This is a genomic window from Rhodococcus sp. WAY2 (assembly GCF_009859915.1).
Taxonomy (GTDB): Bacteria; Actinomycetota; Actinomycetes; order Mycobacteriales; family Mycobacteriaceae; genus Rhodococcus_F; species Rhodococcus_F oxybenzonivorans.
This window is the reverse complement of the sequence record NZ_CP046572.1, coordinates 4,589,203-4,603,813: the sequence shown is the minus strand read 5'-3', so window position 1 is coordinate 4,603,813 and position 14,611 is coordinate 4,589,203. Positions and strand designations below refer to the sequence as shown.

Sequence of the window (14,611 nt, the reverse complement as noted above, 5' to 3'; positions counted from 1 at the left end):
GGAGTCGATCCGGATTCGCCGCCGATCGAGTATTTCGGCGCTATCGTGTTTTCGATGACGTACACACCCGATCCGCGTGTCGACGCCTACATCGATGCCTTGCCGGAGTGGCAGCAGGCGATCTGCAGGGAAGTCCGGGAGCTCGTACACGAGGCGGATCCGGAGGTCACCGAAACCATCAAACGCACCGTCCAGCCGTACTTCGTGCTGCAGGGCAACGTGTGCGCACTGCTGGCGGCGAAAGATCATGTCAACGTGTTCCTGTACGACGGCGGTATCGTCGCCGATCCGGACGGAATCATCACCGCCGGCCACGACAACAAGACCGCGCGCACGGTGGCCTTCCGGGAAGGCGAGAAGATCGATGCACCGCCGCTGCTGGCGATGTTTCAGCAGATCATCGCCAATAACCGTGCGGGCGGGTGGCGGAAGTTGAAGCGGGAGATGTAGCTCGGAAAGTGCGCGAATGGTGCCTTCTGCGGGTTAGGTTGGCTGCATGGCGACCGGCAAGAGCAAGTCTCCCGCTGTCGAGCTGGCGGTCGGTGATCGCACCGTGCGGATTTCTCATCCGGAGCGCGTGTATTTTCCGGCCACGGGGGCGACGAAACTCGATCTCGCGAACTATTACCTGAGCGTCGGCGACGGCATCGTGCGCGCGCTCCGGGAGCGGCCCTGCATGACCCATCGCTTCCCGGACGGACTGAGTGGGGAGAAAGTTCATCAGAAACGGTTGCCGCGCGGCGCACCGGATTGGGTCCAGACGGTGCGGGTGACGTTCCCCCGCTATGGGCGTCACGCCGACGAGTTGTGCGTGACGCATCTGGCCGACGTGATCTGGTCGGTGCAGATGTCCGCAGTGGAGTTCCACCCGTGGAACTCCCGCCGAGCGGACGTGGAGAAACCCGACGAGTGGCGGATCGATCTCGATCCCATGCCCGACTGCGGTTTCGACAGGGTGCAGCGCGTCGCCGGTGTCGTGCACGAGGTGCTCGACGAACTGGGGGCGACGGGCTGGCCGAAAACCTCCGGCGGATCCGGCGTGCATGTCTACGTGCGCATTCAGCCCGACTACGGATTCGACGACGTGCGCCGGGCGGCGCTGGCTTTCGCCCGTGAAGTCGAGCGGAGGGCGCCGAAAGATGTGACCACGACGTGGTGGCGTAAGGACCGCGACCCCGAGAAGGTTTTCGTGGACTACAACCAGAACGCCCGCGACCACACCATCGCCAGTGCGTATTCGGTGCGGGGTGTGGCCGAGGCAACGGTCTCGACGCCGGTGTCCTGGGACGAGATCGACGACGTCGACCCGCGGGAATTCACCATCGCCACAGTTCCCGCCCGCTTCGAGAAACTCGGCGACCTGCACGCCGGAATCGACGATGCGGTGTTTTCCCTGACACCCCTGCTGGAATGGGCGGAGCGGGACGAAGCCGCCGGCCAACCCGATCCCGGTGGCGCCGAGGACTGATCGCCGACGCCACCACCCCTCCGGCGCGATGATCGCGAGCCGCGCGCATATGCCTTGACGCGTATATAGCCGAAGGCGCATACTCAGACCATGGCGCTCGATGTGTTTACCGTGGTAGCCGAGCCGCAGCGCCGTCGGATTCTGGAACAGTTGCGCCGCGGCCAGGCGAGCGTCGGCGAGCTGGTCGACGTCCTCGACCTCTCGCAGCCTACGGTGTCGAAGCATCTACGGGTACTGCGCCAGGCGGGGTTCGTCACGTGCCGCACGGCGGCGCAGCACCGTATCTACAGCTTGCACCGTGACCCGTTCGACGAACTCGAGGCGTGGCTCCGGCCGTACCGCCAACTCTGGGATCGCCACCTCGATGCACTCGGACATCACCTCGATTCGAAGGAGAACAGGACATGACAGAGTCCAATCGCCGCAGCGCGTACCGCCCCGGGCCACTCGGTCGAGTCGAGGCCACATCGGAGGGCGACCGGTGGACACTGACGTTCGTTCGCGAGTTCCCGCACTCCCCGTCAGCGCTGTGGACAGCACTGACCGATCCGGCGGAACTGCCACAATGGGCGCCGTACACGGCGAGCCGCAACCTCGGAACACTTGGCCCCGCCACGCTCGTCATGGTCGACGGGGAAGAGCGAACCGAACTCGACGGCAACGTCACACGCGCGGACGCCCCGCACGTCCTCGAACACGCATGGGGCGACGACGTCCTGCATTGGCAGATCGACGAAACCGAGTCCGGAACGCGACTGACACTGCGCCACACGCTCGACGACAAACGCACCACTGCGATGACGGCAGCCGGCTGGCACATGTGCTTCGACGTGGCCGAAGCACTCTTGGGCGGCAGCCCGATCGGGCCCATTGTCGGCGGTGACGCAATGAACTACGGCTGGCGCGAACTCAACGAGCAGTACTCCGCACTGCTCGGAGTCGAGCCGATCGACCCGACACTCGAGTGAACCGCTGACAGTGTCCGACTGCGCCAGTACGGTCGAAACCATGAGACTGCAATGGGAATCTGTTGTCGTCAACGCGGTGAATCCGGCCGCTCTCGGACAGTGGTGGGCGGCCGCCCTGGGCTGGGGGTTGGTCACCGACATCGAAGGGGATGTGCACATCCGGCCGACCCCGGAGAGCCATCCGGAAATCCTGTTCGTCGCCGTTCCGGAACCCAAGCAGATACAGAACAGGCTGCATCTCGACTTTCGCCCCGACGATCAACAGGCCGAGGTCGAGCGACTCCTCGCCCTGGGCGCCAGACACGCCGACGTCGGTCAGGGACAGGAGAGTTGGGTCGTGCTCGCCGATCCGGAGGGCAACGAATTCTGTGTTCTCCGAAGTCGGTAACGCTCACTCACACAGTCGCCCCGCGCAGATCCCGGAGAGCCTCGTGTTGAACGACGAGTACCCGGCCCACCGGGACGCCGACGACCCCCGCCGTGTCGTGAACGGAAAGTCCGTCGATCACTCTCAGCAGCATGATCTCCCGAGCAACGGGGTGTAGGCGCTGCAGGAGCTGCGATACCTCCCGAGGTGCGTCGACAATGCCGAATTCGGCGTCGGCGCGGGCACGGTTCACCGTCCGGGCCATCCGTCGATACACCTCGCGCACCGGAAACTCGTGAGAAGCAAGCGAAGATACGTCGCGGGCGACGACGAGCAACGCCTCCTGTGCCACCTCACCGACCCGACGCGATGCCTCACGACCGTTCCCCAACCTGGCACGGCAATACCGCACCACGTACGGCCACAGCAACGTGGTCAACCGTTCGACGCCGGCACGATCCCCTGATGTAGCGGCAGTTGCCGCGGAACGCACGTCGTCACCGAACATACGTCCATCCTCCGACACCTCCGACGAGGACACATCAGGGATTATCCCCATCTCGAGATGCGTAGAAGTCCCTATAATTCGGGCTTGCGTCGCAGGTTCTTCACGTGTCCGCGTTGCTTCTTCGCCTCGAGCCTGCGCCGATGGGAGCCCTTGGTCGCGGTTGTCGGACGCCGCCGACGGGGTTCGGCCAAGAGTGCCGCCCGCAACAGGGCCGACATCCGAGCCCGTGCCGCTCGGCGGTTCCGCAACTGAGACCGGGTGTCGGAGGCAGTCACCGTCACCACCCCGTCGACGAGTCGGTGCCCCAGACCGACCTGCAACCGCTCGTACTGTCCCGCCGTGAGAATCGACAACGCGCGCACGTCGATCGACAGCTCCACCCGCGAATCCGTCGTATTGACGCCCTGCCCACCGGGACCGCCCGAGCGAGAGAACCGCCACTGCAACTCTGCGGCAGGAACGATCAGCGATCGAGTGATCTCGAGGTCGTCGGTGACGTCACTCCCTGGAAGTGCCCGGGGCCCGTCGCTCATGATCACAGTGTGCCCGAGGGGACGACAACGCACACATCCCAGAACCCGCGCACGAGTGCCGGAAGCGGCACGCCGACGTAACAGAGAAGCCCCGAGCCACGATATCCCCCGGACTTCCAATATTTCCGAAGGACCGCATGACTCACGTTCCGCCACCCTTATCCGCCACCCGGCGGAAGTGGCCTTGGATCACCGGCGCGATCGTCGCGGTGATCGCCGCAATCACGTTCCTCAGCCCCACCGAGGACGACCACTCGGCCGGCGCCGCGGCGGTATCCGCCTCCGAAACTTCGGTAGCGTCGCCGACCACGACTGCACCGGCACCGGCCTCCCCGCAGGCGGCGCTGCCATCGGATCCTGGTCTGTCCGCCGTCGAACCCCGAATGGTCGACGGGACACGAGCGAGCGATGCACTTCGCCTGCTCGACACCCTGGCGATCAAGGGCCGCGCCCCGAAAACGGGTTACGACCGTGAACTCTTCGGCCAGTCGTGGACGGACGACGTGACGGTGGAGGGCGGCCACAACGGTTGCGACACACGCAACGACATCCTCCGGCGCGACCTTCGGAACATCGTGTTCAAGCCCGGATCCCGTGACTGTGCGGTGCAGAGCGGGACCTTGCACGACCCGTACACCGGGAACACCCTCTTCTTCGTGCGCGGCGAGACCACCTCGAGCGCCGTGCAGATCGACCACGTCGTCGCGCTGTCCGACGCGTGGCAGAAGGGCGCCCAGCAGCTCGACACCGCCACGCGTCGCAACTTCGCGAACGACCCCCGGAACCTCAGGGCGGTCGACGGCCCCACCAACCAGCAGAAGTCCGATGGTGACGCCGCGACGTGGCTGCCGCCGAACCGAGGTTTCCGCTGCACGTACGTGGCCGACCAGGTGGAAGTCAAAGCGGCCTACGGGCTGTGGGTCACCCAGGCGGAGCGCGACGCGATAGCGCGGGTCCTCCAGGATTGCGGCGGCACCTCACCCGTGGTTGCGCCGACTCCAGCGCCTGTGCCAGCCCCCGCACCCGCCCCTGCGCCAGCCCCTGCCCCTGTGCCGGCTCCAGCGCCTGTCCCCTTCGCCGAACCCGCACCGCCCAGCGCGGTGTATTACAAGAACTGCTCGGCGGCCCGGGCCGCGGGTGCTGCGCCGGTGCGCGCGGGTGACCCCGGCTATGCGTCACACCTCGATCGTGACGGGGACGGCGTCGGCTGCGAGAACTGACCGAAATACGCCTGCGACCCGAGCCTGACGAGGCACGCGTCCACGGCACCCGTTATCGTGAAGTGGCCTGCAGGGACGTCGGGTACCTGTAGATCTGTTGTACATGTCAGAAAGATGAGATCGGCATGACCGCTGCCCCCGACGAAGTCGGCACCCCCTCTCCCCCGACGGCCCCCGCCGCGCTGACCAGGCCTGCTCTGTCGGCTCGTGAGGTGGAAGTCCTGCGCCACTGGCTGCGCAGCGATTCCAAGCTCGCCGTAGCCGGTGACCTGCACATCGCTCTCGGCACCGTCAACACCCACCTGAGCCGCATCCGCGAGAAGTACGCGCTGGTCGGGCGTGACGCGACCACCAAGACGGCGTTGCTGGTCCGGGCGCTTCAGGACGACATCATCACCATCGCCGAACTCTGAGGCCTACGCCCTCCGTAGGGCGTCCCGATTGATCTCACCGATCGAGGTCAGCCCGCTCAGCCCCATCGTGAGGTCGAATTCGGCGATCACGTTCGCGGTGGCGTCGCGGACGCCTTCCCGGCCTGCGAGGGCCAAACCATAGAGGTGTGGCCGGCCCAGAGTGACCGCGTCCGCCCCCAGAGCCAACGACTTGAAGACGTCGGCCCCCGTACGGATACCGCTGTCGAGGAGCACCGTCATCCTGCCGTCCACAACAGGCGCGATGTCTGCGAGAGCGTCGAGTGCCGAGACGCTGCCGTCCACCTGCCGCCCACCGTGATTGGACACCACGATGCCGTCGACACCCGTGTCGAGAGCGCGCCGGGCGTCGTCCGGATGAAGCACACCCTTGAGGAGGACGGGAAGGCTGGTCCGCTCGCGCAGCGTCTCGATGTCGCTCCAGCTCAACGACGGCCGAGAGTAGATGTCGAGGAAGGTCTCGACAGCCGCGCGGGGCTCCGGTGACCGGAGATTGTCGAGGAACCGGCCAGGGAATCGCCGTGTCATCGACACGAGGGATCGGATCGCGCCGAGTGTCACCTCGACGTCGGGCTTGGCCACTGCCGCCGCGATTCGATCGCGCACGATGCGGCGGAATACGGGGTCCGAGGTGTACTGCGCGATGCCCTGCCCCTGCGCGAAGGGAAGCGAACCGAGATTGAGGTCCTCCGGCCGCCAGCCGAGCATCGTCGTGTCCAGGGTGACCACCACAGCATCCGCCCCGATCTTCTCGGCACGGCGCAGAAGACTGTCGACCAGCTCGTCGTCGGTGCTCCAGTACAACTGGAACCAGCGGGGCGCGTCACCCATCACCGCGGCGCTGTCTTCCATGGGCGCGCAGCCCTGGTTCGAGAAGATGTACGGGACACCCAGTTCGGCGGCCGCCGCCGCGATCGCGACGTCACCCTCGGGGTGCGCCAGTTCCGCGGCGCCCACCGGTGCCAGCAGGACCGGTGCGGGTAGCCGTCGTCCGAACAGTTCGACGCCGATGTCGCGGCGGGAGACGTCACGCAGCACGCGCGGAACGATCTGCCATGAGTCGAACGCCTCACGGTTGGCCTGCATGGTCCGGCCCAGCCCGGCGCCGCCGTGAACGTACGCCCATGCCTTGGGACTCATCTTCCTGCGGGCACGGCGTTCGAGCGTCGCGAAGTCCGTCGGGACAGTGGGTGTGCGTCCCAGAACACCGTCACGGTAGATCACGTTCTGGCGGGCCCGGCCCGGGTTGTCCTGGTTCTCGCTCACAGCCATGCGCCGAGTCTTGCACAGAGCACAAAGGCGCAGAGTCGATCGGACGCGTATGTTCAGTACCGGCACCACTTCCTGCAGACCTGTCTCACCACAGCACTGCCGCGTCCACCACCACCGACGTTCCAGGAGTCCGAGATGCCCGATCGCCAGTCCCTCACCGGCGCACCCTGTTGGATCGACCTCACCAGTTCCGACCCCGCACAGGTCATTCCGTTCTACACCGACCTGTTCGGGTGGACCGCCGACACCGATGAAGATCCCGAATATGGTGGTTACACGATCTTCGGTAAGAACGGCTCACCGATAGCCGGCCTGGGTCCGCAGCAGCCCGGCAATCCCTACGGCAACATCTGGACCAACTACATCGCGTCCGAGGACGCCCAGGCCACGGCCGCGAAAGCGGCAGACGCGGGCGGCCGGGTGATGATGCCGCCCATGGTCGTCGGCGACCAGGGCTCCATGGCCATCCTCGCCGATCCCGCCGGCGCGGTCATCGGGGTCTGGCAGGCAGATCAGCACAGCGGCTTCGGACTCGTCGACGAACCGGGAGCCCCCGTCTGGCACGAAACGCTCTCCCGCAACTATGCGGCCGTGCTTCCGTTCTATGCGGACGTGTTCGGCTGGTCCTACGAATCCATGGGCGACTCAGCCGAATTCCGCTATTCCCAGGCGAAGATCGGCGACCGGATGGTGGCGGGCATCATGGATGCCGACGCATTCCTTCCCGAGGGCGTGCCGTCGTTCTGGCAGTTCTACCTCGGTGTCGACGACGCGGACGCCGCGGTGGCCCGGGTGACCGAGCTGGGCGGAAGCGTTCAGCGCGAACCGGAGGACAGCCCGTTCGGCAGGCTGGCGTCGGTGGCCGATCCGCTGGGCGCTTCCTTCCAGATCATGGGAATGCCGTCGTAACCGCTACGGCGCGGACGAGTTCGCGTCGCGCGCGTCCCAGATGTCGAGCAGCGACGTGAGGATCTCCTCGGCCATGCCCAGCCCACCGAGGTGACTCTCGCCGCGCATCGTGTGAAACTCGGCATCCGGCAACATCGACACCATGTGCTCCCCGTGCCGGTGCGGGATGATGTGGTCGCAGTCGCCGTGCCACCAGCGGACCGGAGTCTTCACCTCGTTCACCCGGAACCCCCAGTCCCGCGCGAACAGCACCAGGTCGGCGAAGGGTGCGCTGAGCTGCTTGCGGCCACCGTTGAGCAGGTCGTCGAGGAACATCGCCTTGAACTCCGGGCGGGCCAGGAGGCGCCGGTCCCCCTCGGGCGACAGCCGCCCGTACAGGTCGATGATCGGGGAGGCGAACGGCCTGGCCAAGCGAATGACGGAACTGGCCACCAGCCCGATGGGGATGCCGCCGGCCGCCAATGCCGGCGCTGCCAGCACCGCGAGGTCCATGAGCCCGCTGCGGATGGCGTCGGGCCCCTGCGTGGGCGCGACTCCACCGAGAATGCCGACAGCGACCACGCGGTCGGGCATCGCGTATGCCGCGCCCAGCGTGTAAGGGCCACCGCCCGACAGCCCCACAATGGCCATCTGGTCGATCCCGAGGGTGTCGGCGACGATACCCAGGTCCTCGGAGAAGTCGAGTACGGATTCGTACCGGAAGGACGTCGACGAACCGACACCCGGCCGGTCGATGCCGATCAGCCGCAGATGGTGCTTCTCGGCGAACGCCCGGGCCTCGGTCGGGACCTGACGGCGCGCGCCCGGGGTGCCGTGCAGCCAGATGACCGCACGACCCTGGGCGGCGCCGAACTCGGCGAAACCGATCCGTCGTCCCTCGCGTACGGCTACGGTGCCCTCCAACTGCGGGCGTGCGATATCGACCATGCGCACAGCTTCGCACGTGACCCCGGTCACGATTTCGACCAGGTCCCGGTCAGCGGTGGGCGGTGGACGTGAACTGGTAGGTCGCCGCGTCGACGATCTGTTCCGGCGACACCTCGATCTCGCCGTTCAACCACGCGGTGATCAACTCCGACAGCCCACCGACGAACAGCAGGGCGGTGATCTCGTCCTGCGGCGACGACCACGCGCGGTCCCCGTAGAGCGCCTTGGACTCTTCTGCAACCATCGACGCGAACGCGCGCAGCAACTGACGGCGTCGTGTGCGCAGCGGTTCGGCACCCGCCGATTCGATGATCGACACCCTCCCCTTCCGCGGATCCTCCGTGAGAATCTCCACGAACGTCGCGATCGCCGCTCGCGCGCGCACTTCGGGATCGCCGGTGACCGTCTGCAGGGTGGCGTGCGCCGCCTCCCGCACCTCCTCGGCGATCCCCTCGATGACCTGTACCAGCAGATCGTCGCGACTGCGGAAGCTCTCGTAGAAATATCGTTCGGTCAGTTTTGCCTCTGCACAGATCGCGGTCATGGTCGCCTTGTCACCGACCGTCCCGAAGACCTGCAACCCCGCTTCCAGCAGTCGTGCACGGCGATCTGCGGCCCGCTCCTGCGAACTTCTGCCGCGGTACTGCCGCGCCGGCTGAGTCATTCCTCGATGTTGACAGACCGTCCGGTGTGACGCACACTACAGACAACTGACAGAGCGTCCTGTCACATCCTCGACGAGGAGAGCCGATGCCCAAGCTTCTTGCTCCCCCACCTCCCGACAGCACCCTGAGTCCCATCGCCGGTAACGCCGGACTTCCCATCATCGGACTGGGACTCGACTACATCCGCGACCCCATGGGACTGCTCGAAAGCCGCTGGGAGCGGTACGGGCCCGTGTCGTGGCTGAGCATGGCGGGCAAGCGGTGGGTCACCGTCATGGGGCCGGACGGCTGCCAGACGGTGCTGCAGAACAAGGACCGCGCGTTCGCCAACGGTGACGGCTGGAGCGTGCTCATCGGCCCGTTCTTCCACCGCGGCCTCATGCTTCTCGACGGCGACGAACACCTCGCCCATCGGCGAATACTGCAGCAGGCGTTCACTCGCGAACGGCTGTCCCGCTACACCGAGGCACTGCACCCCGCCGTCGAGGGTGCGCTGGACGGTTGGCACCCGCGTGCAGGCTTCGCCGCGTACCCGGCGTTGAAGGAACTGACGCTGGATCTGGCCACGAGCATCTTCATGGGCGGCGCCGAGGGGTCGTCGCACCAGGAGATGGTCGAGGTCAACAAGGCCTTCATCGATTGCGTCCAGGCTGCCACCTCCGTGGTTCGCTTCCCGTTGCCGGGCACTCGCTGGAAGCGTGGAATCGACGGGCGAGCCCGCCTCGAGAAGTTCTTCCGCCGATACCTGCCCGCCCGCCGGGCCGGCACGGGCGATGACCTGTTCACCACGCTGTGCCACATCGAATCCGAAGACGGAGAACGGTTCAGCGACGACGACGTCATCAACCACATGATCTTTCTGCTGATGGCTGCGCACGACACGTCCACCATCACGCTGTCGACGATGATGCAATACCTGGGTCAGCATCCAGAATGGCGGGATCGATGCCGTCGGCAGTCGGCGGCGCTGGGAACGTCCACACCGAGTTACGACCAACTCGACGAGCTCACCGACCTCGACCTCGTCATGAAGGAGTGCATGCGGCTGGTGCCGCCCGTCCCGGTGGTGTCCCGGCGGGCGGTCAAGGACACCGAGGTGCTGGGTCGCTACATTCCGCGTGGCTCGTACGTGTCGGTGGTCGTGCACTTCACCCACCACATGGCCGAATACTGGCCCGATCCGGAAAAGTTCGATCCCGAACGTTTCGCACCCGAGCGACGGGAAGACAAGATTCACCGATACGCCTGGGAGCCGTTCGGCGGGGGTGTACACAAATGCCTCGGCATGCATTTCGCCGGCGCCGAGATCAAGACGGTCATGCATCACCTGCTCCGGCGCTTCGACTGGCACGTCGATCCCGGATACCGCGCGCCGCTCAACTACACCTCCCTGCCGTACCCCTCCGACGGGCAACCCGTCGACCTTCGTCACCGGTTGTGATCACGACGGGCGCCGTCCATCCCGCATAGTGGACCCATGACCACAACGGCGCCTGCGCTCGACGTGTATTCGCAGCCCACCCTGTCCACCCTGATGCCGTCCGTTCTGGCCTCGCTCGGGGTGGCGGGTGAAGCAAACCCCCTCGAGCTGCCGGACAGTCGGCACACCGTCGTGCTGCTTCTCGACGGGTTGGGCTGGAACGCACTGAATCAGCATCGAGACCACGCGCCGTTTCTGTGCAGCCTCGCGGGCCGGCCGATTCGAGCCGGGTTTCCCACCACGACGGCAACCAGCATCGCTTCCCTCGGCACCGGATTACCGTCGGGCAGTCACGGCATCACCGGGTACCAGTCATACGTCCGTGAGGTTTCCGGCACTCTGAATTGGTTGTCGTGGCGGGCGGGGCGCCGAGGCGACGAACTCGCACGCCTCGTCCCCGAGGTCGCCCTGCCGACACCCACTGTGTTTGAACGAGCTGCGGCAGAAGGAATTCGGTGCGTCAACGTGCTACCGGCAAAATTCGACGGGTCCGGTCTCACCCGAGCGGTGCTGCGCGGTGGAACCTTCACCGGCATACATGCGTACGGTGATCTGATCGCGCAGGTGATCACCGCCTCCCGTGCAGGCGACCGCACCCTCACCTACTGCTATCTCAGCGAAATCGACACCCTCGGACACGTGTACGGTCCGGGATCGGAGTCGTGGACACAGCAAGTGGCCATCGTCGACTCACTCGTCGAAAATCTCGCCCGCGCCCTCGCCACCGTGCCCGGAAATCCCACTCTGTACATCACCGCCGATCACGGCATGGTCACCGTGGACGACGTCGACAAGCTGGACTTCGATGCGGATTCGAGGTTGTCGGACGACGTCATCGCACTCGCCGGCGAGCCCCGGTGCCGACACGTGCACACCCGGACCGGCGCCGCCGGCGACGTGGCCGCCCGGTGGCGGCAAGCACTCGGCCCCCGTATGTGGATCGGCACGAGAGACGAGGCGATCACTGCCGGGCTGTTCGGCCCCGCCGTTCGATCCGACATCGCCGGGCGTATCGGTGACGTCGTGGCAATCGCACTGGACGGTGTCGCGGTGGTGCGGCGGAAGAAGGAGTCGCGGTTGTCCGCCCTTCCCGGTCAACACGGCGCTCTCACGGACGACGAGTTGCTGATTCCCCTGCTGCACACCGCTGGTTAGTCCCGGGTCGGCCACCGGCACTGCGGGCCACTCCTGATAGAAATAGCGAACGCTGTTGAATCCAGGAGACATTCATGCCCCGCACTGCGGTACCGAATCATCGCACCATCATCTCGACCGTCAGAAGCAGGTGGCCCTGGATCCTCGCCGCCATCGCCGTCATCGTGCTTGCAGCGATGCTGGCCCCGCAGTCCGACGACACCCTCGCCGCAGGGACCGGCCCGGCCGTCCTGCCGGAAGCCACTGACGCACAGCAGATACAAGCGGCGTTCGCACAGTTGGCAACCCTCGAAGTCAAGGGCCGCGCCCCCAAGACCGGATACGACCGGGAACTCTTCGGCAGCAGCTGGACCGACAACGTCTCCGTCGAACTCGGCCGCAACGGCTGCGACACCCGCAACGACATCCTGCGACGCGACCTCGTCGACATCACCTCCCGGGATCGCACCCGAAACTGCGTGGTGCAGTCCGGAACACTGCGAGACCTGTACACCGGCAGCGTCATTGCCTTCACCCGCGGCCCGAAGACGTCGGACGCAGTACAGATCGACCACGTGGTCGCGCTGTCCGACGCGTGGCAGAAGGGCGCCCAGCTCCTCGACGCCCAGACAACGGGCCGACCTCGCGAACGATCCGCGCAACCTCCAGGCGGTGGACGGTCCCACGAACCAACGCAAGAGCGATGCGGACGCCTCCACCTGGCTGCCGCCACTGAAGAACTACCGATGCACTTATGTGGCCCGGCAGGTGGAAGTGAAAGCGGCATACCGACTCTGGGTCACCCCAGCCGAACGCGACGCCATGGCCGGTGTGCTCACCGAGTGCGGCGGGCGGTGACTACTGCCCCGGTGCGGTGAGCCGGTTCTCCGAGCCCGAGTCGGACACCGGAGCGGCGGCACCGGCCTCCCAGTCCACCGAGTTGTTCGACCCGGTCAGCTCCAGACTGTCCATCTCCTGTGCGCGCACGAAGTTGTCGTTGCCACTCACCGTCGTCACACCCGAGTCGTCCACGGTGATCGAGTTACCGCTGCCGGCGACCGAGATCCGCCCCGCCTTCTTGCCCACCACTGTCACACCGTTGCCCTGCACCTCGATGGCCTCCACCGTCTCGATGTTCGCACTGTTGGTGCGCCCGGCGACGGTGAGAGTGCCGGTGCGGCCGCCGATCACGTTGGTGTCCTGGCCACGGATCAACACGGCGTCCGAGCTGCCGATGTCGGCCGACACGCCGTTGGCCTCGATCGTGACCGTGCCGCATTCCCCGTCGAGCACGATGCTCGCCCCGTCCCGGTTGACGACGACATCCCGGCCGGCACAGTCACCACCGGCGTTCAGCTCGACAGCCGAATCTCCGGACGACGACGCGGCGCGGTCGTCCGACGCCACGTTTCCGCAACCGGTGAGGCACGCGGCGCCGACAGTCAGGAAGACGGAAGCGATCAGAACCGGCACGCGGATGCCGCCGCCCCGCCGTGTCACGTTCATCGATCATGCCTCCTCGTCCCGGACCCCTGCCTTCTCTTCGCGACAGAGGGTGTCACGCCCGCAGAACAAGCCGGCAGTGACCTCGCCCGAAACCTCGGAGCCACGAGTCCGCCGCGGCCCCGAGGTCGGGTACAGGATCAGCTCTTCGGGAGGGCCGGCATCGTCACGACCTGGGCGGCATACGACAGCCCGGCTCCGAACGCGAGGAGCAGGGCAGTGTCGCCCGGCTTCGTGTCGCCGGACTTCAGCATGGCCTCCATGGCCAGGGGTACCGAGGCAGCCGACGTGTTGCCGCTCTCGGCGATGTCGTCGGAGACGGGAACACTCTCCGGCAGCTTCATGCTCCGAGCGATGACCTCGGTGATCCGCGAATTGGCCTGGTGCGGGACGAATGCATCGAGGTCGTCCACGGTCATGCCGGCCTTCTCGACCGCACGCAATGCCACCTTGCCCATCTCGAAGGCGGCCCAGCGGAATACCGCGGTTCCGGCCATCTTGATGTACGGGCGGGTGGCGCCCGGCGTCGTGATGTATTCGTACCAATCCAGGTCCTGCACGATGGCGTCGGCCTGCGAGCCGTCCGACCCCCACTCCACCGGTCCGATACCGGCGACGTCACTCTTGCCGACCACGACGGCGCCCGCGCCGTCGCCGAAGATGAATCGGGTCGAGCGGTCGGTGGGGTCGGTGGTGATGCTCATCTTCTCGACGCCCACCACCAGGGCGTAGTCGATGGAACCGCCGCGGACCATGTCCGACGCCACGGCCAGGGCGGTACAGAATCCCGCGCAACCGCCCCCGAGGTCGAAAGCGCCCGGGCCGTTGGTCCCCAGCGCGTCGGCGACCACCGCGGCGGCGGGCGGTGTCAGCAGGAGGTACGTCGACGTGGCGACGATGACACACCCGATCTGCTCGGGAGCGATACCGCTCGCCGCGATCGCCTCGCGGCCCGCGGCGATCGACATCGTGACCACGTTCTCGTCCTCCGCGGCGAAGCGGCGATTGCGGATGCCGGAGCGGGACTGGATCCACTCGTCATTCGAGTCGATCAGCTCACAGATCTCGTCATTGGTGACGACCCGTTCCGGCCGGTACACGCCGAGCCCGAGAAGGGCGGACTGCCGACCTCCGGTCAGGGTGGCAATCTGCTTTCCCATCGATCGATCTCCTCATCAGGTCCCGCGTCGTCTCCGCGCGGTGTGGACTTGCTCGTTCCACACGTT

Annotated in this window: 17 protein-coding genes and 1 pseudogene; 11 read left to right on the top strand and 7 right to left on the bottom strand. The window is 66.4% G+C overall.

The window, feature by feature from the left end; genetic code table 11:
* The first annotated feature begins 54 nt into the window (after nucleotides 1-54).
* From GFS60_RS20890 to GFS60_RS20870, 5 genes are all read left to right on the top strand, one after another.
* Nucleotides 55-450, top strand: coding sequence for a DUF1801 domain-containing protein (locus GFS60_RS20890; RefSeq protein ID WP_159924181.1), 396 nt, complete (start codon nucleotides 55-57; stop codon nucleotides 448-450).
* Between the two features lie 46 nt (nucleotides 451-496).
* Nucleotides 497-1,468, top strand: coding sequence for a non-homologous end-joining DNA ligase (gene ligD, locus GFS60_RS20885; protein WP_159924179.1), 972 nt, complete (start codon nucleotides 497-499; stop codon nucleotides 1,466-1,468).
* Nucleotides 1,469-1,558: 90 nt separating this feature from the next.
* Complete coding sequence (locus tag GFS60_RS20880; RefSeq protein ID WP_159924178.1) at nucleotides 1,559-1,876, top strand: ArsR/SmtB family transcription factor; 318 nt, start codon at nucleotides 1,559-1,561, stop codon at nucleotides 1,874-1,876.
* Complete coding sequence (locus tag GFS60_RS20875) at nucleotides 1,873-2,436, top strand: SRPBCC family protein (RefSeq protein WP_159924177.1); 564 nt, start codon at nucleotides 1,873-1,875, stop codon at nucleotides 2,434-2,436. The genes GFS60_RS20880 and GFS60_RS20875 overlap by 4 nt, the downstream gene beginning before the upstream one ends.
* 40 nt (nucleotides 2,437-2,476) lie before the next feature.
* Nucleotides 2,477-2,824: a VOC family protein gene (locus GFS60_RS20870; protein WP_109335346.1), complete on the top strand. Its 348-nt coding sequence runs from the start codon at nucleotides 2,477-2,479 to the stop codon at nucleotides 2,822-2,824.
* 7 nt (nucleotides 2,825-2,831) lie between these two features.
* On the opposite strand, the gene GFS60_RS20865 is transcribed toward GFS60_RS20870, so the two are convergent.
* Together GFS60_RS20865 and arfB are read right to left on the bottom strand one after the other, a co-directional pair.
* Entirely contained in the window at nucleotides 2,832-3,311 is a 480-nt protein-coding gene (locus GFS60_RS20865; RefSeq protein ID WP_159924176.1) for a sigma factor-like helix-turn-helix DNA-binding protein, read from the bottom strand.
* A 71-nt stretch (nucleotides 3,312-3,382) separates the two neighbouring features.
* Nucleotides 3,383-3,844, bottom strand: a complete 462-nt coding sequence (arfB, locus tag GFS60_RS20860; RefSeq protein WP_159924175.1) for an alternative ribosome rescue aminoacyl-tRNA hydrolase ArfB — start codon at nucleotides 3,842-3,844, stop codon at nucleotides 3,383-3,385.
* Between the two features lie 137 nt (nucleotides 3,845-3,981).
* On the opposite strand from arfB, the gene GFS60_RS20855 reads away from it, so the two are divergent.
* Entirely contained in the window at nucleotides 3,982-5,064 is a 1,083-nt protein-coding gene (locus tag GFS60_RS20855) for a GmrSD restriction endonuclease domain-containing protein (RefSeq protein ID WP_159924174.1), read from the top strand.
* A gap of 125 nt (nucleotides 5,065-5,189) precedes the next feature.
* Nucleotides 5,190-5,477 (top strand): LuxR C-terminal-related transcriptional regulator, encoded by a 288-nt coding sequence (locus GFS60_RS20850; RefSeq protein WP_201453408.1) that lies wholly within the window; start codon nucleotides 5,190-5,192, stop codon nucleotides 5,475-5,477.
* Between the two features lie 3 nt (nucleotides 5,478-5,480).
* Here GFS60_RS20850 and GFS60_RS20845 read toward each other — a convergent pair whose 3' ends face one another.
* The gene (locus GFS60_RS20845; RefSeq protein WP_159924173.1) at nucleotides 5,481-6,767 is read right to left on the bottom strand and encodes a lactate 2-monooxygenase; all 1,287 of its coding nucleotides are present in this window, start codon (nucleotides 6,765-6,767) and stop codon (nucleotides 5,481-5,483) included.
* A gap of 135 nt (nucleotides 6,768-6,902) precedes the next feature.
* Between GFS60_RS20845 and GFS60_RS20840 the strand changes: the two genes are divergently transcribed.
* Nucleotides 6,903-7,676 (top strand): VOC family protein, encoded by a 774-nt coding sequence (locus GFS60_RS20840; protein ID WP_159924172.1) that lies wholly within the window; start codon nucleotides 6,903-6,905, stop codon nucleotides 7,674-7,676.
* A 3-nt stretch (nucleotides 7,677-7,679) separates the two neighbouring features.
* On the opposite strand, the gene GFS60_RS20835 is transcribed toward GFS60_RS20840, so the two are convergent.
* Both GFS60_RS20835 and GFS60_RS20830 read right to left on the bottom strand, forming a co-directional pair.
* Nucleotides 7,680-8,603, bottom strand: a complete 924-nt coding sequence (locus GFS60_RS20835; protein ID WP_159924171.1) for an alpha/beta fold hydrolase — start codon at nucleotides 8,601-8,603, stop codon at nucleotides 7,680-7,682.
* Nucleotides 8,604-8,652: 49 nt separating this feature from the next.
* The gene (locus GFS60_RS20830) at nucleotides 8,653-9,267 is read right to left on the bottom strand and encodes a TetR/AcrR family transcriptional regulator (protein ID WP_159924169.1); all 615 of its coding nucleotides are present in this window, start codon (nucleotides 9,265-9,267) and stop codon (nucleotides 8,653-8,655) included.
* A gap of 86 nt (nucleotides 9,268-9,353) precedes the next feature.
* Here GFS60_RS20830 and GFS60_RS20825 point away from each other — a divergent pair, with 86 nt between their 5' ends.
* From GFS60_RS20825 to GFS60_RS20815, 3 genes and pseudogenes are all read left to right on the top strand, one after another.
* Nucleotides 9,354-10,709 carry a cytochrome P450 gene (locus GFS60_RS20825; RefSeq protein WP_159924167.1) on the top strand — a complete coding sequence of 452 codons (1,356 nt, stop codon included), beginning with the start codon at nucleotides 9,354-9,356 and terminating at the stop codon, nucleotides 10,707-10,709.
* A gap of 36 nt (nucleotides 10,710-10,745) precedes the next feature.
* Nucleotides 10,746-11,903, top strand: a complete 1,158-nt coding sequence (locus tag GFS60_RS20820; protein WP_159924165.1) for an alkaline phosphatase family protein — start codon at nucleotides 10,746-10,748, stop codon at nucleotides 11,901-11,903.
* A gap of 74 nt (nucleotides 11,904-11,977) precedes the next feature.
* Nucleotides 11,978-12,731 (top strand): annotated as a pseudogene (locus GFS60_RS20815) (HNH endonuclease family protein); the annotation flags it as partial.
* Nucleotides 12,732-12,740: 9 nt separating this feature from the next.
* Here GFS60_RS20815 and GFS60_RS20810 read toward each other — a convergent pair.
* Together GFS60_RS20810 and GFS60_RS20805 are read right to left on the bottom strand one after the other, a co-directional pair.
* Nucleotides 12,741-13,388, bottom strand: a complete 648-nt coding sequence (locus GFS60_RS20810) for a DUF3060 domain-containing protein (RefSeq protein ID WP_159924163.1) — start codon at nucleotides 13,386-13,388, stop codon at nucleotides 12,741-12,743.
* A 137-nt stretch (nucleotides 13,389-13,525) separates the two neighbouring features.
* On the bottom strand, nucleotides 13,526-14,545 hold the full coding sequence (locus GFS60_RS20805) for a beta-ketoacyl-ACP synthase III (protein WP_109333248.1): 1,020 nt from the start codon (nucleotides 14,543-14,545) through the stop codon (nucleotides 13,526-13,528).
* Nucleotides 14,546-14,611 lie beyond the last annotated feature (66 nt).

Coding starts and splice junctions, on each gene's coding strand:
- GFS60_RS20810 (WP_159924163.1), bottom strand. CDS start 13,388: ATGAACGTGACACGGCGGGGCGGCGGCATCCGCGTGCCGGTTCTGATC.
- GFS60_RS20830 (WP_159924169.1), bottom strand. CDS start 9,267: ATGACTCAGCCGGCGCGGCAGTACCGCGGCAGAAGTTCGCAGGAGCGG.
- GFS60_RS20870 (WP_109335346.1), top strand. CDS start 2,477: ATGAGACTGCAATGGGAATCTGTTGTCGTCAACGCGGTGAATCCGGCC.
- arfB (WP_159924175.1), bottom strand. CDS start 3,844: ATGAGCGACGGGCCCCGGGCACTTCCAGGGAGTGACGTCACCGACGAC.
- GFS60_RS20880 (WP_159924178.1), top strand. CDS start 1,559: ATGGCGCTCGATGTGTTTACCGTGGTAGCCGAGCCGCAGCGCCGTCGG.
- GFS60_RS20890 (WP_159924181.1), top strand. CDS start 55: ATGACGTACACACCCGATCCGCGTGTCGACGCCTACATCGATGCCTTG.
- GFS60_RS20875 (WP_159924177.1), top strand. CDS start 1,873: ATGACAGAGTCCAATCGCCGCAGCGCGTACCGCCCCGGGCCACTCGGT.
- GFS60_RS20865 (WP_159924176.1), bottom strand. CDS start 3,311: ATGTTCGGTGACGACGTGCGTTCCGCGGCAACTGCCGCTACATCAGGG.
- ligD (WP_159924179.1), top strand. CDS start 497: ATGGCGACCGGCAAGAGCAAGTCTCCCGCTGTCGAGCTGGCGGTCGGT.
- GFS60_RS20855 (WP_159924174.1), top strand. CDS start 3,982: ATGACTCACGTTCCGCCACCCTTATCCGCCACCCGGCGGAAGTGGCCT.
- GFS60_RS20840 (WP_159924172.1), top strand. CDS start 6,903: ATGCCCGATCGCCAGTCCCTCACCGGCGCACCCTGTTGGATCGACCTC.
- GFS60_RS20850 (WP_201453408.1), top strand. CDS start 5,190: ATGACCGCTGCCCCCGACGAAGTCGGCACCCCCTCTCCCCCGACGGCC.
- GFS60_RS20845 (WP_159924173.1), bottom strand. CDS start 6,767: ATGGCTGTGAGCGAGAACCAGGACAACCCGGGCCGGGCCCGCCAGAAC.
- GFS60_RS20835 (WP_159924171.1), bottom strand. CDS start 8,603: ATGGTCGATATCGCACGCCCGCAGTTGGAGGGCACCGTAGCCGTACGC.
- GFS60_RS20820 (WP_159924165.1), top strand. CDS start 10,746: ATGACCACAACGGCGCCTGCGCTCGACGTGTATTCGCAGCCCACCCTG.
- GFS60_RS20825 (WP_159924167.1), top strand. CDS start 9,354: ATGCCCAAGCTTCTTGCTCCCCCACCTCCCGACAGCACCCTGAGTCCC.
- GFS60_RS20805 (WP_109333248.1), bottom strand. CDS start 14,545: ATGGGAAAGCAGATTGCCACCCTGACCGGAGGTCGGCAGTCCGCCCTT.